Source organism: Domibacillus enclensis, assembly GCF_900156125.1.
In the GTDB taxonomy this organism is placed as follows: Bacteria; Bacillota; Bacilli; order Bacillales; family Domibacillaceae; genus Domibacillus; species Domibacillus enclensis.
Map to the genome: position 1 here is coordinate 119204 of NZ_FTLX01000006.1, position 22005 is coordinate 141208.

Consider the following 22005-nt stretch of genomic DNA (forward strand, 5'->3'; position numbering starts at 1 on the left):
GGAAAAAAGAACGGCGCGAAATGGGAAGAAACATTCAAACGGTTTTTCAAGATTCGTATTCCGCCGTCAATCCACGGATGACAGCAGAGGACATTATCGCTGAGCCGCTCGACAATTTCGAACCAGCGAAAGACACAGAACGGCGGCGCATTGTGATTGATCTGCTTGAACGAGTGGGGCTAGCGGAGCCGGATTTGAAGAAATATCCTCACGAATTCAGTGGGGGGCAGCTGCAGCGCATCAGCATTGCCAGAGCCATTTCAATCAAGCCAAAATTAATCGTTCTTGATGAATCCGTGAGCAGTCTCGATATGGTCACCAAAACAGTCATTCTGGAGCTGCTCAGTGATTTAAAAAAAGACTTAGGTGTGTCGTACTTGTTTATTACCCACGACGTTAAAGCCGCCTGCTTTCTTTCAGACACGCTTGGAGTGCTGGAAAAGGGCGAGCTCGTTGACACCTTTTCATCAAAGGATTCGTTTCTCGCTTCCAGGCACCCTGCTGTGGAGAAAATGCTGGCTTCCACCCTTTCCGATCATCCAGCAGACCGGTCCATTAGAAGAGCCAAACCGCTTGTCTCCGTGTCAAAATAAAAAACTGCCCCCGAGGCAGTTTTTTATTTGCGTAATTCTGAAGAAGCCCATATTTGTTTCAGCGAATCAATCAAAGCGTCGGCTACTTCTTCTGGGGTCCGCTTGTTGATCAACAGTCTGGCATGGTTTACCGCATACGCACTTTGCCGCTTGTAAAATAGTTCCTGCACATCGGACAGGTCTTTGCTTTGCAGCAGTGGCCGGTCGTCAATGAGCAGCTCCATTCGTTCCGTCCATTCCGCCCAGTCGATATCCAGGTGGATGACGATGCCATGGGCAAGGCACGTTTTTTGAATCGACTCGTTTAAAAAAGCGCCACCGCCAAGTGACAGCACCCGCAACGGCTCCTGGGCCAGCTCACACGTCTTCGCCTGTTCAAGCTCACGGAAGAAGGGTTCTCCATGTTTGGTGAAGATATCCGGAATACTCATGCCGAAGTCTTTTTCAATTTCCTGGTCGACATCGATAAAGGTCCGGTTCAGCTTCTGGGCCAGGAGTTCGCCGACCGTCGTTTTGCCAACGCCCATAAAGCCAATCAGAACAATGGTTTTTTCGTTTTCAGCTATCCTTTTCTCGCTCAACGTAAACACTACTCTCTCAATGAATTATCTTTTTAGTATAGTACACTGCTATCAGGCAGTAAATATTTTTTAGAATGTTAAAAAAATATGAATGGAGTAGGCAATGATAATGCTCGACAGCATGTAAAGCAGCGCGTACCGTACATTCCACCGGACAATGTGAAACGGATTGACTCTTATAAGCTCAGATAAAATGGACACGGACAAATTAAAAGGACTGTACATAACTGTTGCCAGGCTGCAGACGATCAACACGATTGTCAAAGGAACGGACGACACTTCGGGCAAAATCGGCCGCAATAGCTCCCCCAGCAGTGTGATGGAGACGAGGGGATGGAAGCCAGTCAGTGACGTCGCAAAGAAAAACAAGCCGATCATCAAGTACAAAAGAAACGGCTGGCCGGATACAAGCTGAAATCCGTCCTGCACAATGGAAAGAGCACCTGAAGCCGACAGCATGTTGACAAAAAGGCCCGCACTTAAAAACATAAAAAAGTAGTTAGACAACGCTGATGTGCGTTCCTTCCAGGCCGGAAACGCGACGCGGACGTATCGCTTCGGCTTTTTAATGAATAGTGCCCATAAACAGGATATAGGCAGGATCGCCAGTACAACCGAAAGCAAATAGCCCTTCTGAAAAACGTGCTGGAAAACGGACGTTAAAAAAATGAAAATAAGCAGCATACCAGCCATTTCTATCATTTTTCTCCGCACATTCGACGCAGATTGAAGGGAATCCGCAATGTGCAGGCCGTACGTCCGGTATTTGAAAAATGAAATGGTGTAATCGATGGCGGCAAACAGCACAACGATCATGATCATCGGCACAACCACTTCATAATACGCTTTGCCTGTCATGTCGAGTGCAGCGATCACCATCACCTCTAGCGGACTCCATGCCAGGCATAAAGCATAACCCCGCAGGACGCTTCCTGCTAAAAAGGAATGGGCTGTTTCCTTTGGCAGTTTTTTCAGCGATTGCTGAAGTGAATTTTTCACAAGAGGAATCGTGGCGATATTCAAAAACAAGCCGAGCATATGTGAAACAAGAAAGCTTCGCCGGTATAGCTTATCGAGTGTATGTATGTCGTGACGAAGCAGTGCATTTAAGTTCGTATCATAATGGCCGACTCGAATAATCGTGTTTAAGAACGGGAGCACCACAAACAAAGACATCACGCCCAGCATAGAATCAAACTGAAGAAAATAGGTATGCCAGGGCAGCTTTTGGACCAAAAACAATCCTGTGCCAATAAAAGAAAACAGAAGTCCAGAATAAAAATAAAGGCCTTTCGCATATCGCGCGGCTGTTAAAAGGCTCGCAAATGCAAGGATACCAACCAAATAATCAAGCCAAAGAAAATCAATGAAAACCGACAAAATAAAGATGATAATTAAAGAAGGGTATAAAATTAAAATGTTTTTCACCACTTTCCCGACCGAACCCATTTTACTTAAACGTAGCAAAGTTTACTCAAATCGTCCAGTGTATATTTCGAGTGTCTAAAGACTTTTCATAAATGTAAAAAATAGAGATAGAAGGGAACGGTTTCTTCATTTCATGATACGATGGAAGCAGGCAGCAGCCGTTCTACTCGTTTTGAACAGGTGCTGTGAAGCGAGTAATAGGAGAGGATGAACAGAATGAAACCAACCGTTGTTGTGTACAATTCACTGTATCCGGAGGCGCTGGACTATATCAATCAGTCCTGCCATGTCGACTATTTCCCGGGTTATAAGGAAAAAATGCCAGACTTTTTGAAAGCGCTCAAAACAGCTGATGGCATCATCGGATCGGGACTGCGCGTAGATGAAGAGCTATTGGAGCAGGCACCGAACTTGAAAATTGTCTCAAACAAGTCAGTCGGCTATGATAACCTTGATATTCCTCTTTTAAAGGAGCGGGGCATTCAAGCAAGCAACACACCGGGCGTCCTTGATGACACTGTTGCAGATACAATCATGGCGTTGATTCTTTCCGCGGCACGCCGCGTCCCGGAGCTGGATCAGTTTGTGAAAAGCGGCGAATGGTCGGCACAAGGGTTTCGTGATCATCAATTTGGCGTCGATGTGCACCATAAAACGCTCGGCATCATCGGGATGGGCGGCATCGGTTCGACGCTGGCCAAACGGGCGCGCTTCGGCTTTGATATGAACATCTTGTATCACAACCGGTCGCGCAACGAGCAGGCCGAGCATACATATGACGCAGTTTACTGCACGATGGAGGAGCTGCTGCGCCAGTCGGATTTCGTTTGTGTGATGACGCCGCTCACGCCGCAGACAAAAGGCATGATCGGCGATGCAGAGTTTGCCGGGATGAAGGAAACGGCTATTTTCATTAACGCCTCGCGCGGAGCGGTCGTGGACGAGCAGGCGCTGATCCGTGCGCTGCAAGCGGGACAGATTTTAGGTGCAGGACTCGATGTATTTGAGCAGGAGCCTGTTTCGGCGGACAACCCGCTGCTTGCGCTGCCGAACGTTGTCACGCTGCCGCATATTGGGTCTGCCACGGAAGAAACGCGCAAGAAAATGGCCATGCTGGCAGCGGAAAACGTTGTAGCCGGAGTAACCGGACAGCCATTGAAAACATCCATTTATTAATTATATAAGGTTAATACACAATTCTGGTGCAGATAGTGGCGGAAGTGGCCGGTAACCGTCAGCATCTGACCGATAAAAAGCCTTTTCCGGTCAAATCGGCGTGTTTATCAGCCACTTCTTTTATTTTATCAGTCAAACTGGAAAAGCAAATGGATTTCATTTATTATAAACCTGTGGGGGTATTTTAAATGAAATCAACGAGTATCCGGCAGCATATGCCGATGTTTCTTTTGCTTGTAATCACAAACGTATTTGTTGGTTCGATGGTGGGTCTTGAGCGAACGATTTTGCCGATTATGGCAGAGGAGGATTTCGGGCTTGCATCAGCCAGTGCCGCTCTTTCGTTTATTATCAGCTTTGGCTTCTCGAAAGCGATCGTGAACCTGCTGGCAGGCGGATTATCAGACCGGTTTGGCCGTAAACGGCTGCTTGTGACCGGCTGGCTGTTTGGTCTTGCCGTTCCTATTCTTGTTATTGCCGCAGATGCGTGGTGGATGATTGTTGGCGCCAACGTCCTGCTCGGGATTAATCAAGGGCTTGCCTGGTCCATGACGGTAAATATGAAAATTGATTTGGCCAGTCCGAATGAACGGGGAACGGCGGTCGGTTTAAACGAATTCGCCGGCTATTCCGGATTAGCCATCACGGCAGCGGCTTCCGGCTATCTTGCTTCGAGCTATTCGGTGCGGCCGGAGCCGTTTTATCTCGGCATCGCCATCGCGGTGACGGGACTGATTCTTTCTTTGTTTGTTAAAGAATCGGGTGAGCGTCATCCGGTCAAAGCTTCACGATCGCTTTGGTCGGTTTTTAAAGAAACAACCTATCAAAGCAAGTACCTGTCGAGCTTGAGCATGGCTGGCCTAGCGACAAATTTAAAGGACGGCATGGCATGGGGGCTGTTTCCGCTTTATTTTGCAGCAGCCGGGTTAAGCATGGAGCGCATCGGAATTTTGATCGCTCTTTACCCGGCGGCATGGGGCTTGTTTCAATTGTTCACAGGTACGTTAAGTGATAAAATCGGGCGGAAATGGCTTATTGTAGGCGGCATGTGGACACAGTCTGCGGCTTTATTTTTGATCATTGCCGTTCATGAATACGAGCTGTGGATTGCAGGTGTTGTGCTGCTCGGCACGGGAACCGCGATGGTGTATCCGGTGCTGCAGGCGGCACTTAGCGACGTCGTACGGGTCGACTGGAGAGCTTCCTCTATGGGGGTATACCGCTTTTGGCGAGACAGTGGCTACGCATTTGGTGCGCTGTTTGCCGGTTTTTTTGCCGATGCTTTGAATATGACGTGGGCCATCGGGCTTGTGGCGCTGTTGCCATTTCTGGCTGGGATGAATGTCCTGGTGAACGCAAAGAAACTTTCAAGAGGAACAGATAGATAATAGGAACAGACCGGTACATATCATTTGCCGGTCTGTTTGTGTTGAACATTAAATTCGGCTCGCTTTCATCAAAATAGTGCTACTTTTCAAGAATGTGCAAGACCGGCTTTTGTACGCCTGTCAAAAGAGTGTTATTGATGGGAAAGTAAAACCGCTTTATTGTAAGCGTATACAAAAAGGAGGCGGAGTAATGGGAAAAGCAAGGCAGACTGAAAAGCTGAATAGAGGCTTGATCGCGGTGAAGGTGAACAAAGGCGTGTATCTCGGCTGGCGGCTGTTCGGAGATGAAGAAGAGGACACATCGTTTTCTCTTTACCGTGACGGGCGGCGCATTGCAGCCAATATTTTAACGAGCACGAATTACCTGGACTCTGAAGGGACGCAGGATTCCCAGTATGAGATAAGGGCGGTTCGGAAGGGCATAGAGGAACCGGGTGAAACGGCGAGTGTGTGGAATGATCCCTATTTATCTATTCCGCTGCAAAAACCGGCTGGCGGGATAACACCTGATCAAGTCACCTATGAATATTGTGCCAATGATGCCAGTGTAGGCGATGTGGACGGCGACGGCGAGTTTGAAATCATTTTAAAATGGGACCCGACCAATTCCAAGGATAATGCTCATGAAGGCTTTACGGGAAACACACTGTTAGATGCGTACAAGCTGGATGGCACACATTTGTGGCGAATTGATTTAGGCCGGAATATACGGGCAGGCGCTCACTATACACAGTTTTTAGTGTATGACTTTGATGGCGACGGCAAAGCGGAGATCGTTTGTAAAACGGCAGACGGCACGGTGGATGGAGACGGCACGGTAATTGGCCGGGCAGAGGCGGATTACCGGAATGAAACGGGCTTTATTTTAGAAGGGCCGGAGTTCTTAACGGTGTTCGATGGCATGACAGGCAGGGCGCTTAAAACGGTTGAGTATGAACCGCCGCGCGGGAACGGATTAGACTGGGGAGATGACGAAGGAAACCGCGTGGACCGCTTTTTAGCTTGTGTGGCATATGTAAACGGTGAAACGCCGAGTATCGTCATGTGCCGGGGCTACTATACGAGAGCCGTGCTCGCTGCCTACGACTGGAACGGCAAGGAGCTTGTGAAGAAATGGGTGTTTGACAGCTTAACCCCAGGAAATGAAGGTTACAGCGGACAGGGCAACCATAGCGTGAGCGTGGCTGACGTGGATGGGGACGGCTGTGACGAAATCATATACGGCTCCTGCGTCATTGACCATGATGGTACGGGTCTTTACACAACAGGGCTTGGGCATGGGGATGCCATGCATGTCAGCAGCTTGATCCCATCACGGAAAGGGCTTGAAGTGTTTCAAGTACATGAAACGCCGTCTGAGCATGGAACGGAAATTCACGATGCCAAAACGGGAGAGCTGCTTTGGAGTATTCCATCGTTCGAGGATGTAGGGCGCGGCATGGCAGCCGACATTGATCCTCGCTATGAAGGTGCAGAGCTGTGGTCATCCACACATTGGCGCGATGGGGATGGGGGATTATACAGCAGCACCGGCGAAAAAATCAGTGAACAAAGCCCGGCTTCGTTTAATTTTGCCGTATGGTGGGATGGCGACCTGCTGCGTGAACTGCTGGATCATGAATACGATCCGGAAACAGGCATTGGTGTTGGGAAAATTGATAAATGGGATTATGAACAGGGCCGGCTTGTCAACTTGTTAACGGCTGACGGCACCCGATCAAACAATGGGACGAAGGGGAATCCGTGCCTACAGGCGGACTTGCTCGGCGACTGGCGGGAGGAAGTGATCTGGCGCTCCGATGACAGCAGCCATCTTCGCATCTATACAACGACGGATGTGACAGACCACCGCATTTACACATTAATGCATGATCCGGTTTATCGTCTGTCGGTCGCCTGGCAGAACGTGGCTTACAACCAGCCGCCGCATCCGGGCTTTTTTCTCGGACACAACATGGAAAAGCCGCCTGTACCGGCGATGTATTATGCAGGAAAAGAAGCCGCGAAGAAGTGATTCGTTGGGATTCAACTTTAACGAGAAAGCAGGGACAGGCAATGACAAAAGGCAAAACGTGGCCAAGTGAAAAGCGGATATTCAAGGATGCCGTCACCGGTGTTTCGATCACCCAGCTGACCAGCTACTTGAGCCATCACTTTCATTTATATTTTACAAACGACGGCTTTTATGACGATGGAAGGAGGCTTTTAATTGGATCTGAGCGTGAAAATGCATTGAATTTATACAGCCTTCATATGGAATCAGGCGAGCTCACACAGCTGACGGATTTGAGCCCGTCTGCTGCTAAGGGTATTCAAGGGACTTATATCAACCCGCAGCAGCATGAGGCGTATTTTACACTGGATCAAAGCATCATCGCGCTGAACCTCGATACGTACGAAGAACACTCGCTGTTCACACTGCCGGATGGATACGGCTTCAGCAACTTATCCGTTACAGCAGACGGCCGGACCATCTGCTTTGCATTAAGCGAAGATGTGAGCGACCGAATAGCAGCCAATCTCGGACAGGGCTACGGCGGCTTTGAAGAAATCGAAGAATCTCGTCCGCACAGCCAAATTTGGGCACTGGATATCGACACAAAAAGAGCAAAGGTTCTTCATGAGGAACAAAGGTGGATCGGCCATGTAAACACATCGCCCACGCAAAATCACATCCTGACGTTCTGCCATGAAGGTCCGTGGGAAAAGGTGGATCACCGCATATGGGCACTGAACCGGGAAACCGGTGAAGTGTGGAAGGTGCGGGCAGGGGACGGCAAGCAATATGCCGGACATGAATACTGGCATGCAGACGGAGTCCGGATCGGGTATCACGGCTTTACTGAATCGATCGAGCGGGCTGATGGAAAGTTTATCGGCTCTATTCAATTTGATAATGCAGGAGCAGAGGAATACGCGTTTCCATATCAAAATATGCATATCCATTCCAATGATGCTGAGCTGATTATCGGCGACGGGCAGCAGTCCAGTGCATACCCGGGCGGCACAGATCAAGACTACATTTTTATTTGGAAAAAGGAACAGGACCGCATGAATGGACCGCGCCGCTTGTGCCGTCACCGGGGAAGCTTTCAGACGCAGCACGTTCACGTTCACCCGCGGTTTAGCCCGGACAGGTCGCATGTACTGTTCACCAGCGACATGAGTGGCTACGGGCAGGTGTATGTTGCGGAGGTGCCGGATTTCTCTTCTCTGCCGCTCGTCGAGCAAGCTGAAAGATGAGCTTCTGCAAAAAAGGAAGGACGCGGCAAGAAAGTGAAAAAACAGCGGTAATCGTTGATGCGAAAGGTTTGTAAGCGCTACAAAAAATGATAATTGCCGGAAAATTTTTCTCATCGTACAGTAAAGCCAGCACATCACCACACCGTAAAAATGGGCTGGATGATGGTCTGAACACAAAAAAAACAGGGGGTATAAAAAATGACTCAATCGAAAAAATGGTCCAAAAACAAAGTGGCTTTCCCGGTTCTTTCCGCGATGCTGGCGGCGTCTTTAGCGGCATGTGGAAATGAAGAAGGCGGCGCTTCAGGAGAAGATGGCGGATCAGTCGATTCATTAACGATTATGACAACGGCTTATACGACGGAGCCGCCGGCAGAAGACAGTCCAGCCTTGAAGGAACTAGAAGAGTTTACGGGCAAGGACATTACAATGAACTGGGTGCTTGACAGTGCCTATGCAGATAAATTAAATATTACACTTGCTTCAGGCAATCTTCCGGAAATTATGATGATTCCAACTAAGCTGCCCAGTTTTGTAAGCGCTGTCCGAGACGATGCGTTTTGGGAGCTCGGACCTTACTTAAAGGATTACCCGAACTTGAGCCAGGCGAATGAGATTACGCTGCAAAACAGCTCGATTGACGGAAAAATATACGGTGTGTACCGGGCACGCCCGCTTGGAAGAAATGGTGTGACCATTCGGAAAGACTGGCTTGCAAATGTGGGAATGGAAACGCCGAAAACGATTGATGACTTTTACAATGTGCTAAAAGCATTTAAAGAAAACGATCCGGATGGAAACGGTGCGGATGACACGTATGGCATGGTGATTTCCAAATATACAGGCCCGTTTGATGTCATGCAGACATGGTTCGGCGCGCCGAATAAATGGGGAGAAGATGCCAATGGGAACCTGCAGCCGGACTTTGTGACAGATGAATACTTTGAAGCGCAAAAATTCTTTAAAAAACTTTTTGATGAAGGCCTCATTAATGAAGACTTCGCAGTCATGGACCCACAAAAGTGGGGCGATCCGCTGCTGAACAGCCAGGCGGGTGTCATTGTTGACGTGCTGGACCGTGCCCACCGTGCAGAGGAAGCGATGCTGCAAGCGAATCCAGACTTAAAAGAGCCGATTGACGTATTCGGCGCTGTAGAAGGGCCTGAAGGGCTGTTTAATCTGCCGACCTCCGGCTATTCCGGTATGCTGGCTATTCCGAAATCCAGTGTTGAAACAGAAGAAGAGCTGAAGGAAGTGCTTGATTTTATCGACAAGCTGAGCGAGCAGGAAGCACAGGCGCTGGCGTATAACGGTGTAGAAGGTGTTCACTACGAGCTTGAGGGCGATGTGTACAAGCCGCTCGTTGAACTGAATGATCCGGTTGCCAATGAATTCACGGATTTAAATCAGTTCCAAACGGGTATCCCGGAAAACCGCTTTTATCAGGAAGAGCTGACACCGCTGATTGAAAAAGAAGAGCAAGTGAAGCTTGATAACGAAGAAATCGTTGTGCCAAACCCGGCAGAAGCCCTGCTGTCTGAAGGGTACGCTCAAAAAGGACAGCAGCTCGATAACATTATCAATGATGCCCGCATTAAATTCATCGTCGGCCAGATCGATGAAGCCGGCTTTAAAGACGCGATTGAGCTATGGAAGTCGTCGGGCGGAAATGAGTATATCGAGGAAATCAACAAGCTTCACAAGGAAGCGCAGTCATAATACTTGCAGAAGGCAGGCTGTGCGTTGGCAGCCTGCTTGATTGAATAGAAGAAAAGGAGGGATTCCATGGCGATTTTTAAATCAAGCTCCTCTCAAACGGAGCTGGCTGTTGATGCACCGCCCGTTAAATCGGGAGCAGCATCGAGAAAACAGTTTATGCAGCGTTTGAAGCGGGACAAATGGCTGTATCTTTTGCTATTGCCCGGCTTGCTTTATTTTCTCGTTTTCAAATATGCGCCGATGTGGGGCATTGTCATCGCCTTTCAAGATTATTCCCCGTTTAAAGGCGTTTTCGGAAGCGAGTGGGTCGGCTTTGAGCATTTTCGGGACTTTTTTCAAAATCCCGATTTCACCCGGCTGCTGCGGAATACATTTATTCTGGCTGTGCTCGATTTAGTGTTTTTCTTTCCAGCTCCGATTATTTTGGCGCTTTTGTTAAATGAGCTGCGCATTAATTTGTACAAGCGGACGGTTCAAACACTTATTTACGTACCGCATTTTATGTCCTGGGTGATCATCGCAAGCATCACCTACATCTTTTTCACAACGAGCGGCGGTGTAGCAAATGAAATTGTGGGCCATTTTTATGGGAAAGAAATCAACTTCTTGTCTTCTCCCGACTGGTTCCGGCCGTTAATTATGGGGCAGATCATTTGGAAAGAAACCGGCTGGGGCACGGTGATTTTCCTGGCGGCACTTGCGACTGTTGACCAGGAGCAGTATGAAGCGGCAATTGTAGACGGGGCCGGCCGGTTCAGACGGCTTTGGCACGTGACATTGCCGGCTGTCAGAAGCACGATCATCGTTTTGCTGATCTTGCGGCTCGGGAATTTTTTAGACACCGGATTTCAGCAAATCTTTTTGATGACGAACTCGCTTAACCGCGATGTAGCGGACGTGTTTGATACGTATGTGTACTTTGTCGGGATTACCCAGGGTGCCTTCAGCTACAGCACGGCGGTCGGCTTGTTTAAGTCCGTTGTCGGCATTATTCTTGTGCTTGGTGCAAATAAGCTGGCGAAGAAAATGGGTCAGGATGGAATTTTTTAATGAAACAGGAGGTGTGCGCAAGTGGGAATGCCTAAAATGCATAATACGCCGGGAGGAAGAGTATTCGACGTCGTCAATTTCATTTTTCTTGGTGCAATCGGTCTGCTAATGATCCTCCCTTTTCTTTATGTGATTGCGGGATCGTTTGCAACAGAAGCCGAATTAACGAGCCGGAGCTTTTTTATCTTTCCGGAAACGTTCACGCTTGAAGCGTATCAATATATCTTTTCAACGGACCGGTTCACGCGCAGTATTCTCGTTTCAATCGGCGTCACAGTGGTGGGGACGATTGTATGCTTGTTTTTCACGTTTTCAATGGCGTATCCGCTGTCGAGAAAACACTTGCTTGGACGTAACTTTTTTATGAATATGGTCGTGTTCTCCATGCTGTTCAGCGGCGGAATGATCCCGACGTATATTGTCGTCAAATCGCTCGGACTGCTTGACTCGTATTGGGCATTGATCTTGCCGATTGCGATTAATCCGTTTAACTTAATTATCGTGAAAACCTTTTTTCAAAACATTCCGATTGAGCTGGAGGAGTCGGCGAAGGTGGACGGCTGTACGGAATTCGGGATTTTCTGGCGTATTATGCTGCCCCTCTCAAAGCCAGTCATTGCGACATTTGCTCTATTTTATGCTGTGGCGATCTGGAACGATTTCTTCAGTGCGCTTTTGTACATTAGCGACAGCACGAAATGGCCTGTGCAAGTGCTGCTTCAACAGATTATTCTGCTGTCCCAGTCCACAATCGGCGATACGAGTGCGATGGGCGCAGATTATGTGGCGCCGCCGGATCAATCATTGAAATTAGCTGTTGTCGTCATTGCCACGCTGCCGATTTTAATCATTTATCCGTTTCTTCAAAAGCATTTCGCGAAAGGAATGCTGCTTGGCTCTGTCAAAGGATGATCAATAATCAGTGAAATTTTCCATAATTGTTTAAAAAACAGTGGGAAGGGATGTGTGCTTTTTAAAGCGCCTTCATTTCGATAAACGGATATGACATAATGTTTGCTAAGCAATCATAAGTCAGGAGGCGGCAGCATGAAGAATATTAACGCTATGTGGACCATGATCAATAGACGCCGTGGAAGTGGAAACTTCCAGCGGAAAAGTTTTATTCTCATTCTGCTTATTGCCAGCGTTCCGGGCTTGATCACAGGGCTAAGCATGTATTGGTTCGTCATTCAAAACGTCGAGCAGGAGCTGCAGACGCTTCATGAAAATCAGATTGACCAGCGGGCCAAGAATATGGACGAGCAATTTAATTATATCGAATATTCCACTTCCCGCTGGGCGTTTGAGCCTCGATTTGGCGAGGGGCTGCGTGACATCGACTTTGTGAAGGAGTTTGAAGAAACGTATGATATAACGAAAACCCTTCTGCTGCTTCAAAGCAACCATGCGCTGATGAAGGACGTAGAGCTGTATTTGAATGTAGAGAAGCCGATTTTATTCAGCAGCGAATACAACGTACTGAACAAAGAAAGAAATGCCTTTTATGAAAAAAACATCGGTAAGGGAAAGTCAATTCAATGGACGCAGCTGCCGGATCAAAACGGCACGATGGCACTTGTTCAAAACATTCCTGCTGCGAGCAGCCAGCCGTTCGGGTCCATCATCGTGACGCTGGACCGCCAGAAGCTCATTGAGCTGCTGAAAACACTGACGCCTTACGATAAAGGCGCCACGTTTATTATGAATGCAGACAACGAGCTGCTTCTTCAATCAAACAGTACTCAAAACGACGGATTTGTAAGCGCTTTAAAGAAAGAAATGAACCGTAACGAAGAAAGCAGGAATGCTTTTTTATTCGACTACGAAGGTCAGACGTATTCCGTTTCATCAGGTGCCTTTTCCCGTATTAATGAGGAATGGACCTACGTTTCTGCGGCTCCGATGTCTTCGATTACCGCACCGTTACTATTCGTTTCCCGGCTGATTATTGTCATTAGCACAGGTGCGCTGCTGCTTGCCTGGTTGTTATCCTGGGTCGCCTCCAAGCAAATCTCCTCACCGGTCAACCGGCTCATTCGGAATTTACTGGACGGACAAGATGGAAAGCCCGGCGTCGCAGGAAACGATGCATTCTCCCTTATTGAGCAGCGGTGGGAAGCGTTATCCGAGCAAAGCACGCTTCTTCAAAGCCGCCTGGCCGAGCAAGTAGAAGACATTAAGATGAGCTTTCTTCTGCAATTAATGCAGGGCTCCTTTTACCATTACAGCGAGCACGATTTGAAAAAGCGGATGGAGGGCTACGGGTGGAATGTTGAGGGGAAGTCATTCGCCGCGATCGACATTCGCTTAACCGGCATCCACGACTCTGCAGGCCATTTCTCCAACAAGGATGAAAGCCTGCTTGCGTTTATGACGGCGAACATTATGGAGGAAACGGCGGATGCTGTTTTTGATTCACATACTGTGATCCGGTTTTCGGATTTTTCAGCAGGCATGCTGATCATTTATCCGGCGCAGGCAGCAATTCGGAAGGATATGCACCGCTTTTCTGAAGAGGTCACCCGTGCTGTAAATGACATCATGAATGTGCAGGTGACCGTAACACTCAGCAAGCCGGTGGACACGATCAAGCAAATTCCGCAGCTGTTTGAGGAAACGAGAATTGGCAGCCGTCTCCGGAATGTCGACAACCGGAATCAATTAATCGACCTTCAGCTCGTGACAAAGGAAGAATCAGCGAAGGACGTTCATTATCCGTTTCCACTGGAGAAAGAAATTATTCAAGCTGTTCGGATGGGCGAAATGGATGAAATCACGCCCCTTATTCAGCGGTTTTTACTGGAGCTTCAGGAAAAAAGCAACGCAGAAATTTATGTTCAGCAAGGAGCTATTCAACTGTACAGCAGCATTCAGCATGAAATTCTTTATTCCGGCGTCCATCCTCACGAACTGTTTCACGGAAAGAATATGATCGAGGAGCTTTCCCAGCAAAGAGAAGTGCACCGCATGGCCGTCTGGTTTACGACCGAGGTGATTGCTCCTTATCTGGACAAAATAAAAGGCCGCATGAACGTTGAAGCAAAGCGAATGGTCGAAGCCGTTATGATGAAAATCGGTCAAGAGTATATGACGGATCTATCCCTTGAAAGCTGTGCAGACGAAGTAGGAACGAATCCGTATTCGCTTAGCAAAGCATTCAAGCAAGTAGTCGGCATTAATTTTATTGACTATGTCACGAGCCTGCGAATGGAAAAAGCAAAGGAGCTCCTCACGAGCACGGACATGAAAATCAATGATATCGCTGAACGCGTCGGGTATCGCCACAGCTATTTTAACCGGATCTTTAAAAAACAGATGGGCATTCCACCGAGCCAGTTCCGCAAGCAGCGGGAATCGATCAGTAAAGGAGGGGATCAAGATGAATCAGGTCATGAGCGGCATGTATAGAATCGCAGAATGGCTGATGAAGCTAGCTTATTTAAACTTGTTATGGCTGCTGTTTACGCTGGCAGGTGCCGTCGTCTTCGGGTTGTTTCCCGCTACAACCGCACTGTTCGGTGTGATTCGGAAGCTGATCATGGGCAACGAAGAGTATTCTTTGACGAAAACCTTTTGGCTGCTGTTTAAAAAGGAGTTTGGCAGAAGCAGCCGCCTTGGGATAATAGTGCTGGTGATTGGCTATTTGCTTTATTTTGACGTGAGGTTTTTAAGAGAAGCGGAAGGCCTGCTGAGCTTTTTATATTACCCTGTTTTAGTGGTGTCGTTTGGCTTTATCCTGACACTTTTTTACGTGTTTCCAATTCTGGTTCACTATGAAGCTTCCATTCGGCAGTCGGTGAAAAATGCGTTCTGGCTGATGATCCTTCACCCCGTCTCGACAATTTTAATGATGTCCGGTATGATGACGCTTTTTTTCCTGCTTGTGAGCGTTCCTGGACTCATTCCGTTTTTCAGCGTAAGCGGTCCTGCGTTTCTTTTGACGTGGGCGGCACTGCTCGCTTTTGCAAAAGCAGAGGATAAGCAAAAAATATCAGCATGACGAAAGGAAATCTACTATGAAGAAAGTAATTGTTACGTTCCCGGAAGGAAAACATAAAGTCCTGACATTGAGCTACGATGACGGCAGGGCAGCAGACCGCCGGCTCGTGGAGCTCTTTAATCAATATGGGCTGAAGGGCACGTTCCATTTGAATTCAGGGCTGCTTGGTGTAGACGACCGCATCGGTGGAGAAGAGGCTGTTTCCTTGTTCAAGGGTCATGAAATCTCGGCACATACGTGCACGCACCCGACCATCGAGCGGTCGCCTAAAGAACAGCTGGCAAGTGAAGTCATTGACGACCGAAAAGAGCTGGAGGCAATCGCGGGCTATCCTGTCAGAGGAATCTCTTATCCGAACGGGTCCTTTACTTCATATATTAAGTCGATGCTTCCATTTCTGGGGATCGAGTATGCAAGAACTGTCAAGAGCACGGGGACATTTGCGATGCCGGATGACTGGCACGAATGGAATCCGACCTGCCATCACAACCATCAGCTGCTGGAGAAAGCACAAACATTTGCGGACCTGCATAAAACTCAATACTTGTACATGATGTACGTATGGGGGCACAGCTACGAGTTCGATCATGACCACAATTGGGACATGATGGAATCGTTTTGCCGCTTTATCGGCGGGCGCGAGGATATTTGGTATGCCACCAACATTGAGATACTCGATTATATGAACGCTTTTCGGTCACTGAAATTTTCCGCCGACAGCCGGTTTGTGTACAACCCTTCTGCCCGCAGCGTCTGGCTGTCTGTGGACGGGGAGGTTATCGAAGCAGTCGGCGGAAAACAAATCTCCTTATAAAAGGGCTAACGCCGACAAATTGAGAATAGCGCCGATATCCACCCGCCGATCGCCGGTATTTCAGGATATCGGCGATCGCCGTTCTTTATCAGCGGTAAACGAAAAATACCGGCGATAAATAGATCCATTTATACATGCGAGTGGAAACAGCAGGCTGCTGCCACAGTTTCACCCGCGAAACCCAAGCTCGTGTGAAATGGCTTTCGCGGTTTCGCGGACCTTGCGCACAAGCTCGTCATTCACACGCTCCATCGTGATGCGGTGAACCGGACCGGAAACGCTGAAGCTGGCGATAATATTTCCGTGAAAGTCACGGATGGGTGCTGCAATGCAGCGAATCCCTTCTTCGTTTTCAATATTATCCAGAGCGTACCCTTGTTTTTTGACGAGGGCGATTTCCTCCTCCAATTCCTCCAGCGAGCCGATCGTTTTGGCCGTCCGCTTCACGAAGTCGATGGACGAAACGGCGTGGTCGTAGTCGGACGGCGTCATGCCGGAAAGCAGGATTTTCCCGACGCCTGTACAGTACATCGGATTGCGGCTGCCAATTCGCGAATACATTCGAATGGTTTGGTTGCTTTCAATTTTGTCGATGTATACGACCTCCGAGCTGTCCTCGACACATAAGTGAATGGTTTCATTAATGTCCTCACATAATCTCTCAAGCAATGGCCGTGCGGCCGAAATTATGCCGCTATCGGCCGTCATATTCCGTGATAAAAATAAAATCTGATAGCCGAGCATGTACTTTTCGGTTTTTTTGTCTTGCGTTACGTATTTCATGCTGATGAGTGTGCTGAGTAAACGGTGAATCGTGCTTTTTGACAAGTTTGCTTGCTCTGCCAGCCGGCTGATTTGAATGCCGTCCGGATAGTCCGACATAATATTTAAAAGCGTCAGCGCGCGTTCAAGTGATTGAACATTGGACATCGATGGTCCTCCTTTATCAAACGATTGTCTTCATCATATCGAATCGTTGTTTTTTTGTGAATAGATGCCGTTTTTTTGTCTTTTTCAGAATATTGCTTGCAAAAGATGAAAACGCCTTTATAATGAGAAGTATAAATTATGAAACAACGTTCCATAATACGGAACAAAAAATAAAGGAGGAATTTTTAACATGAAAACAGTGTATGCACATCATCCAGACGACGTAAAAAACTATACAACCGAAAAGCTGCGCGAGCAGTTTATGATGGAGAAGGTTTTTGCAGGAGACAGCATTGAGCTGACGTACAGCCATGTAGACCGGATCATTTACGGTGGTGCAATGCCGGTCGAGAAAGCGCTGACAATGGATGCAGGCCAAGAGCTCGCAGCCGAATACTTTCTAGAACGGCGCGAGATGGGTGTCATTAATGTGGGCGGTGATGGCAAGGTGACACTTGATGGCAAAGAGTACGACATTAACGCCCGTGACGGTCTGTACATCGGAAAAGGCACAAAGGATATTGTGTTTTCCTCCAATAATCCTGAGAAGCCAGCCAAGTTTTACATTAATTCATGTCCGGCGCACCACTCGTACCCAACGGTAAAAGTAGGGCTCGATAATGCGATCGCGCGTCCGCTCGGTGCAGATGAATCGATGAACAAACGGACGATTTACCAGTTTATTCATCCGGATGTATTGGAATCATGCCAGCTGAGCATGGGCATGACGATGCTGGAGCAGGGAAGCGGCTGGAACACAATGCCGTGCCACACGCACGAGCGCCGCATGGAGGTTTATTTCTACTTCGACATGGAAGAAGACACACGCGTATTTCATATGATGGGGCAGCCGCAGGAAACACGCCACATTTTAATGGCCAATGAACAAGCGGTGTTGTCACCGAGCTGGTCGATCCATGCAGGAGCTGGAACGAACAACTACACCTTTATTTGGGGCATGTGCGGCGAGAACATTGATTTTGATGATATGCAGTTTGTCGATATGAAGGATTTGCGCTAAGGAGGCGGGCAAAATGGCATTTCAACAGGCGTTCTTTTCATTAGAAGGAAAAACAGCCCTCGTTACAGGTGCGAGAACAGGCATCGGGCAGGCCATTTCCGTTGGCCTCGCTGCTTCTGGCGCACATGTTTTATTGCTTGGGCACCGTGATAATTTGGCCGACACAAAAGCGAAAATTGGAGAAGTAAACGGTACGTGTGAAACGGTTCTCATTGATTTAAGCGAAACGAGCAGCATTCGGGAGCAGTTGAAGCCGTTGCTCGAGAACCATGAGATTGATATTTTAGTAAACAATGCCGGCGTTATTTATCGGGAGCCGGCGGTTGATTTTGATGAAAATGAGTGGAACCGGGTGATGGACGTCAACATCAATTCGGTGTTTATTCTGTCGCAGGAAATCGGGCGCGGCATGGTCGAGCGCGGCTCGGGCAAAATCGTTAACATTGCGTCACTGCTATCATTTCAAGGTGGGGTGTTTGTACCGGCCTACACAGCCAGCAAGCATGCGGTGGCAGGTCTCACGAAAGCGCTTGCGAATGAATGGGCGGCAAAAGGGGTTCAGGTGAATGCGATTGCGCCGGGTTATATTGAAACGAATAATACCGAAGCGCTTCGCAACGATCAGGACCGCAGCAAGTCCATTCTCGACCGTATTCCTGCGGGAAGATGGGGAGCGGCGGATGACATTGCCGGCGCTGCTGTGTTTCTTTCATCAAAGGCAGCAGATTACGTGAATGGGCACGTCCTCGTTGTAGATGGCGGCTGGATGGGAAGATAAGGAGGCGAGGGGAATGGACGTTATTACCATTGGTGATGGCATGATCACGTTTGATCCGGCTTCAAAAGGCCCGCTTCGTTTTGTCGGGCAGTTTCAGCGTAAAATTGGCGGGGCTGAATTAAACGTTATGCTTGGCTGTGCACGCCTCGGTCTTCGCTCCGGCTGGATCAGCAGGCTCGGAAAAGACGAGTTTGGCCGGCATATTGTTAATACCGTGCGCGGAGAAGGCGTGGATGTTTCGGAAGTGAAGCTCGAAGAAGGCTATGCGACGTCGCTTAATTTCAAAGAAGTGCAGGAATCCGGTGCGGGGCGGACGTTTTATTACCGGCTTCCTTCTCCAACGGAAACATTAACGCCGGATACGCTGCCGGAGGATTATATAAAGCAAGCGAAAATCCTTCACGTCACCGGTGTATTCCCGGCGATTCAGCCGCAAAATCGGGAGGTCATTCTACGGGCGATGCAGATAGCTAAAGAAAACGGGGTAAAGGTGTCGTTTGATCCAAACATCCGCCTTCGTCTTTGGTCCAAGGAAGAAGCGCGTCAAACGATGCTGACCTACTTGCCTTATGTGGATTATTTGTTAACGGGCCGTGAAGAGCTGGAGATCCTTTTTGATTCGGAAAACGATGGCTTTCTTCGTGAAAAGCTGGGTGGCTATTCATTTGAGCAGGTCATTATGAAGGATGGCGACAAAGGATCTGCGGTTCTGCAGAATGGTTCGTGGAAGCACGTAGCCGGCTTTCCGGTTGCAAAAGTAGTGGATACAGTCGGTGCGGGCGATGGATTTGACTCCGGCTTTTTATATGGCACTCTTCAAAACTGGCCGGTGGAACGCTCGCTTCAGTTCGCCAATGCGATCGGTGCGATGGTCGTACAGGTAAGCGGCGATAATGAAGGCCTTCCTTATTTAGAGGAAGTAGAAGGATTTTTAGGCCAGCGAGAAACAATCGAAAGGTAGGAATGACAATGGTAATCGAACAATTAGCAGCAGCGCCGATTGTGCCTATTTTGCGCAAGGTGCCTTACGAAAAAAGCGCATCGATCGTAAAAGCGCTCATTGATGGCGGCGTTACATCGATTGAAGTGACAATGGAGTCAGAGAAGGCGGCGGAAATCATTGCCGAAACAATTGATGCTTACGGCGCCCAGGTGCTGGTCGGCGCAGGGACCGTTTTGAATGTGGAGGACTGCCAGCGTGCGATCGAAGCTGGTGCACAGTTTATCGTAACACCGGCACTGGATGAAGATGTGGTCGCTTATGCAGCGGAGCAGGGTGTGCCGATTATTCCGGGCGTCTTCACGCCGGCGGAAATGCTGCGGGCCGTGAAGCTTGGGGCTGAAGCGATCAAGCTGTTTCCGGCATCAGTGCTTGGTCCGGCGTTTATCAAGGATGTCAAAGGGCCGCTCAGCCACATTTCCATTATGGCAACCGGCGGCATTACAGCGGATACGGCGACTGATTATTTAAAGGCAGGTGCTGTAGCAGTCGGTACTGGCAGCGCACTGTTGAAAAAAGACTTGATTGCAGCAAACGACTGGGATGGCTTGAAAAAAGAAACGGAAAAATGGCTTCAAGCTGTACAGGCTGTCTGAACGACCGGAAAAGGAACAGATGGACCGGATTGATAAGTGCGAGGACCAGAAAAAGCAGATTCCGGTCCTCGGCACATGGATTCCGGTCTATTGCTGATTTTTCCGGTCCACTACAACCAATGAGGAGGCATTCACATGATACTGGGACTTCGTGGGCACGATCTTGACCAAATGCCAGCGGATCAGCTGGCGCAGACGATTAAGAAAAAAGGCTTTAACGCTGTGCAGCTCGCTGTAGCGAAATCCTTTGACTTTTACACAGGACCAGGCAGCTTAACGATGGCTATTTCCCGGGAAATTGGCGAAGCATTCCGTGAGAATGGAGTGAAAATTACGGTGCTTGGCTGCTACATCCATATGATTCATCCGGACCCAGACATCCGGAGAAGGGAGTTGGACCGGTTCAAGGAGCATCTCGCTGCAGCGCAGGCGTTCGACTGTCTGCTTGTGGGAACAGAAACGGGAAATGTTCATGCGGAAATGGGCTACACGGAAGACAACTTCAAGGAAGAGCCGTTTTTAGCGGTCGTTGACAGTGTAAAAGAATTAGCGGCGGAGGCGGAAAAGCTGAATGTGAAAATCGGCATCGAGGCGGGTGTGAATCATCCTATTTACTCCCCGGAAACGATGAAGCGTATGCTCGATCTTGTCGACTCGCCCAATGTCAGGGTGATTTTTGATCCGGTGAATTTGCTGACACCGGAAACGTGGAGCCAGCAGCAGGCGATTTACCAGCAGGCGTTTGATTTGTTCGGAGACAAAATTGACGTGCTTCATGCCAAGGATGTGACGCTAAAAGACGGCCGTCTGCAGCCAGTGCCGGTCGGAAGCGGCTTGATTGATTATGAGGAAGTATTCCGTCTGCTGAAATCTACCGGCCGTCAGGTTCCAGTCCTGCTGGAAGACGTGCGTGATCCCCACATTGAGAAAAGCCGAACGTTTCTCGTAGCAAAAATCACTGATTTTTAAACAAAACTCCCGGAAAAGTACTATTCGATTATTCTGTGAACTCCGATACACTGAAGAAAAAGGGGCTGATCGAATGGTACAGATGATGACAAATGGCGTGTACCGATTTTGTGAATGGGTGACGCGCCTCGCGTTTTTAAATATTTTATGGATTGCTTTTTCCGTTGCAGGCCTCCTCATTCTCGGCTTTTTTCCGGCAACAGCCGCTTTGTTTTCCGTGACGCGACGCTGGACGATGGGAGAGCACGATATACCTGTATTTCAAACTTTTTGGACAGCGTACAAGAAGGCATTTTGGCGGTCGAATCAGCTGGGCCTGCTGATCGTTGTGCCGGCTGTGATGTTCGCGGCGAATTTTATGATTATTGAGCAATACGGGTCGCCCGTGCCAATGATGCCGTACGTGCTGACGAGCTTTTTCCTGCTTTATGGAGTAGTTGCATTATTTCTGTTTCCGGTGTATGTTCACTATAACGTTACGATGAAAAAGACTGTCAAATACGCGCTTGTGATCGGGCTTTTGCGCCCGGTTCAAACGGTGATTATGGTGGCGAGCCTGCTTGGGATGGCGTATATAATGATGCAGCATATTACGTTTGTTTTATTCTTTAGTGGAAGCGCTTTCGGATTTGTGCTCATGTGGTTTGCGATGAACGCGTTTGATGCTGTCGCCCGCAAGCAGGAGGAAGCGGCCCTGCAGCAAACGTAATGCTACGGAA

19 protein-coding genes and 1 pseudogene are annotated in these 22005 nt (G+C 48.6%); 17 read left to right on the forward strand and 3 right to left on the reverse strand.

What is annotated here, in order from left to right; all coding sequences use genetic code 11:
* Nucleotides 1-11 precede the first annotated feature (11 nt).
* Nucleotides 12-593: pseudogene (locus tag BW952_RS13140) on the forward strand (ATP-binding cassette domain-containing protein); the annotation flags it as partial.
* A gap of 23 nt (nt 594-616) precedes the next feature.
* Here the strand turns inward: BW952_RS13140 and BW952_RS13145 are convergent.
* Both BW952_RS13145 and BW952_RS13150 read right to left on the reverse strand, forming a co-directional pair.
* On the reverse strand, nt 617-1120 hold the full coding sequence (locus BW952_RS13145) for a shikimate kinase (protein ID WP_045852312.1): 504 nt from the start codon (nt 1118-1120) through the stop codon (nt 617-619).
* Nucleotides 1121-1243: 123 nt separating this feature from the next.
* Nucleotides 1244-2602, reverse strand: coding sequence for a hypothetical protein (locus BW952_RS13150; protein WP_139325447.1), 1359 nt, complete (start codon nt 2600-2602; stop codon nt 1244-1246).
* A gap of 216 nt (nt 2603-2818) precedes the next feature.
* Between BW952_RS13150 and BW952_RS13155 the strand changes: the two genes are divergently transcribed.
* From BW952_RS13155 to BW952_RS13200, 10 genes are all read left to right on the forward strand, one after another.
* On the forward strand, nt 2819-3778 hold the full coding sequence (locus tag BW952_RS13155; protein WP_045852302.1) for a 2-hydroxyacid dehydrogenase: 960 nt from the start codon (nt 2819-2821) through the stop codon (nt 3776-3778).
* A gap of 188 nt (nt 3779-3966) precedes the next feature.
* Nucleotides 3967-5166 (forward strand): MFS transporter, encoded by a 1200-nt coding sequence (locus tag BW952_RS13160; RefSeq protein ID WP_045852301.1) that lies wholly within the window; start codon nt 3967-3969, stop codon nt 5164-5166.
* Nucleotides 5167-5356: 190 nt separating this feature from the next.
* Nucleotides 5357-7180: a rhamnogalacturonan lyase gene (locus tag BW952_RS13165; protein WP_045852300.1), complete on the forward strand. Its 1824-nt coding sequence runs from the start codon at nt 5357-5359 to the stop codon at nt 7178-7180.
* 41 nt (nt 7181-7221) lie between these two features.
* Nucleotides 7222-8409, forward strand: coding sequence for an oligogalacturonate lyase family protein (locus tag BW952_RS13170; protein ID WP_045852299.1), 1188 nt, complete (start codon nt 7222-7224; stop codon nt 8407-8409).
* Nucleotides 8410-8607: 198 nt separating this feature from the next.
* Complete coding sequence (locus BW952_RS13175; RefSeq protein ID WP_052698546.1) at nt 8608-10128, forward strand: extracellular solute-binding protein; 1521 nt, start codon at nt 8608-8610, stop codon at nt 10126-10128.
* 156 nt (nt 10129-10284) lie between these two features.
* Nucleotides 10285-11178, forward strand: a complete 894-nt coding sequence (locus tag BW952_RS13180) for an ABC transporter permease (RefSeq protein ID WP_045852310.1) — start codon at nt 10285-10287, stop codon at nt 11176-11178.
* A 27-nt stretch (nt 11179-11205) separates the two neighbouring features.
* A complete protein-coding gene (locus BW952_RS13185; RefSeq protein WP_045852309.1) occupies nt 11206-12090 on the forward strand; it encodes a carbohydrate ABC transporter permease in 885 nt (294 codons plus the stop codon).
* Nucleotides 12091-12225: 135 nt separating this feature from the next.
* Nucleotides 12226-14586 carry an AraC family transcriptional regulator gene (locus BW952_RS13190; protein ID WP_045852298.1) on the forward strand — a complete coding sequence of 787 codons (2361 nt, stop codon included), beginning with the start codon at nt 12226-12228 and terminating at the stop codon, nt 14584-14586.
* Entirely contained in the window at nt 14558-15178 is a 621-nt protein-coding gene (locus tag BW952_RS13195) for a YesL family protein (RefSeq protein WP_052698545.1), read from the forward strand. The genes BW952_RS13190 and BW952_RS13195 overlap by 29 nt, the downstream gene beginning before the upstream one ends.
* Nucleotides 15179-15194: 16 nt before the next feature.
* The gene (locus BW952_RS13200) at nt 15195-15992 is read left to right on the forward strand and encodes a polysaccharide deacetylase family protein (RefSeq protein WP_045852297.1); all 798 of its coding nucleotides are present in this window, start codon (nt 15195-15197) and stop codon (nt 15990-15992) included.
* A 168-nt stretch (nt 15993-16160) separates the two neighbouring features.
* Here BW952_RS13200 and BW952_RS13205 read toward each other — a convergent pair whose 3' ends face one another.
* Nucleotides 16161-16922, reverse strand: a complete 762-nt coding sequence (locus BW952_RS13205; protein WP_045852296.1) for an IclR family transcriptional regulator — start codon at nt 16920-16922, stop codon at nt 16161-16163.
* 190 nt (nt 16923-17112) lie between these two features.
* Between BW952_RS13205 and kduI the strand changes: the two genes are divergently transcribed.
* From kduI to BW952_RS13235, 6 genes are all read left to right on the forward strand, one after another.
* Nucleotides 17113-17943 carry a 5-dehydro-4-deoxy-D-glucuronate isomerase gene (gene kduI / locus BW952_RS13210; RefSeq protein ID WP_045852295.1) on the forward strand — a complete coding sequence of 277 codons (831 nt, stop codon included), beginning with the start codon at nt 17113-17115 and terminating at the stop codon, nt 17941-17943.
* Nucleotides 17944-17956: 13 nt separating this feature from the next.
* Nucleotides 17957-18721 (forward strand): 2-dehydro-3-deoxy-D-gluconate 5-dehydrogenase KduD, encoded by a 765-nt coding sequence (kduD, locus tag BW952_RS13215; RefSeq protein ID WP_045852294.1) that lies wholly within the window; start codon nt 17957-17959, stop codon nt 18719-18721.
* Nucleotides 18722-18734: 13 nt separating this feature from the next.
* Nucleotides 18735-19682, forward strand: a complete 948-nt coding sequence (locus tag BW952_RS13220; protein ID WP_045852293.1) for a sugar kinase — start codon at nt 18735-18737, stop codon at nt 19680-19682.
* Nucleotides 19683-19690: 8 nt separating this feature from the next.
* Complete coding sequence (locus BW952_RS13225) at nt 19691-20317, forward strand: bifunctional 4-hydroxy-2-oxoglutarate aldolase/2-dehydro-3-deoxy-phosphogluconate aldolase (protein WP_045852292.1); 627 nt, start codon at nt 19691-19693, stop codon at nt 20315-20317.
* A gap of 135 nt (nt 20318-20452) precedes the next feature.
* On the forward strand, nt 20453-21286 hold the full coding sequence (locus BW952_RS13230; protein WP_045852291.1) for a sugar phosphate isomerase/epimerase family protein: 834 nt from the start codon (nt 20453-20455) through the stop codon (nt 21284-21286).
* 73 nt (nt 21287-21359) lie between these two features.
* Entirely contained in the window at nt 21360-21995 is a 636-nt protein-coding gene (locus tag BW952_RS13235) for a YesL family protein (protein WP_045852290.1), read from the forward strand.
* Nucleotides 21996-22005 lie beyond the last annotated feature (10 nt).

What these genes read in the sequence shown, in the direction of transcription:
- kduD (WP_045852294.1), top strand. Translation starts at nt 17,957, where the DNA reads ATGGCATTTCAACAGGCGTTCTTTTCATTAGAAGGAAAAACAGCCCTC.
- BW952_RS13155 (WP_045852302.1), top strand. Translation starts at nt 2,819, where the DNA reads ATGAAACCAACCGTTGTTGTGTACAATTCACTGTATCCGGAGGCGCTG.
- BW952_RS13145 (WP_045852312.1), bottom strand. Translation starts at nt 1,120, where the DNA reads ATGGGCGTTGGCAAAACGACGGTCGGCGAACTCCTGGCCCAGAAGCTG.
- kduI (WP_045852295.1), top strand. Translation starts at nt 17,113, where the DNA reads ATGAAAACAGTGTATGCACATCATCCAGACGACGTAAAAAACTATACA.
- BW952_RS13230 (WP_045852291.1), top strand. Translation starts at nt 20,453, where the DNA reads ATGATACTGGGACTTCGTGGGCACGATCTTGACCAAATGCCAGCGGAT.
- BW952_RS13190 (WP_045852298.1), top strand. Translation starts at nt 12,226, where the DNA reads ATGAAGAATATTAACGCTATGTGGACCATGATCAATAGACGCCGTGGA.
- BW952_RS13175 (WP_052698546.1), top strand. Translation starts at nt 8,608, where the DNA reads ATGACTCAATCGAAAAAATGGTCCAAAAACAAAGTGGCTTTCCCGGTT.
- BW952_RS13200 (WP_045852297.1), top strand. Translation starts at nt 15,195, where the DNA reads ATGAAGAAAGTAATTGTTACGTTCCCGGAAGGAAAACATAAAGTCCTG.
- BW952_RS13185 (WP_045852309.1), top strand. Translation starts at nt 11,206, where the DNA reads ATGCCTAAAATGCATAATACGCCGGGAGGAAGAGTATTCGACGTCGTC.
- BW952_RS13195 (WP_052698545.1), top strand. Translation starts at nt 14,558, where the DNA reads ATGAATCAGGTCATGAGCGGCATGTATAGAATCGCAGAATGGCTGATG.
- BW952_RS13160 (WP_045852301.1), top strand. Translation starts at nt 3,967, where the DNA reads ATGAAATCAACGAGTATCCGGCAGCATATGCCGATGTTTCTTTTGCTT.
- BW952_RS13235 (WP_045852290.1), top strand. Translation starts at nt 21,360, where the DNA reads ATGGTACAGATGATGACAAATGGCGTGTACCGATTTTGTGAATGGGTG.
- BW952_RS13165 (WP_045852300.1), top strand. Translation starts at nt 5,357, where the DNA reads ATGGGAAAAGCAAGGCAGACTGAAAAGCTGAATAGAGGCTTGATCGCG.
- BW952_RS13205 (WP_045852296.1), bottom strand. Translation starts at nt 16,922, where the DNA reads ATGTCCAATGTTCAATCACTTGAACGCGCGCTGACGCTTTTAAATATT.
- BW952_RS13170 (WP_045852299.1), top strand. Translation starts at nt 7,222, where the DNA reads ATGACAAAAGGCAAAACGTGGCCAAGTGAAAAGCGGATATTCAAGGAT.
- BW952_RS13220 (WP_045852293.1), top strand. Translation starts at nt 18,735, where the DNA reads ATGGACGTTATTACCATTGGTGATGGCATGATCACGTTTGATCCGGCT.
- BW952_RS13180 (WP_045852310.1), top strand. Translation starts at nt 10,285, where the DNA reads ATGCAGCGTTTGAAGCGGGACAAATGGCTGTATCTTTTGCTATTGCCC.
- BW952_RS13225 (WP_045852292.1), top strand. Translation starts at nt 19,691, where the DNA reads ATGGTAATCGAACAATTAGCAGCAGCGCCGATTGTGCCTATTTTGCGC.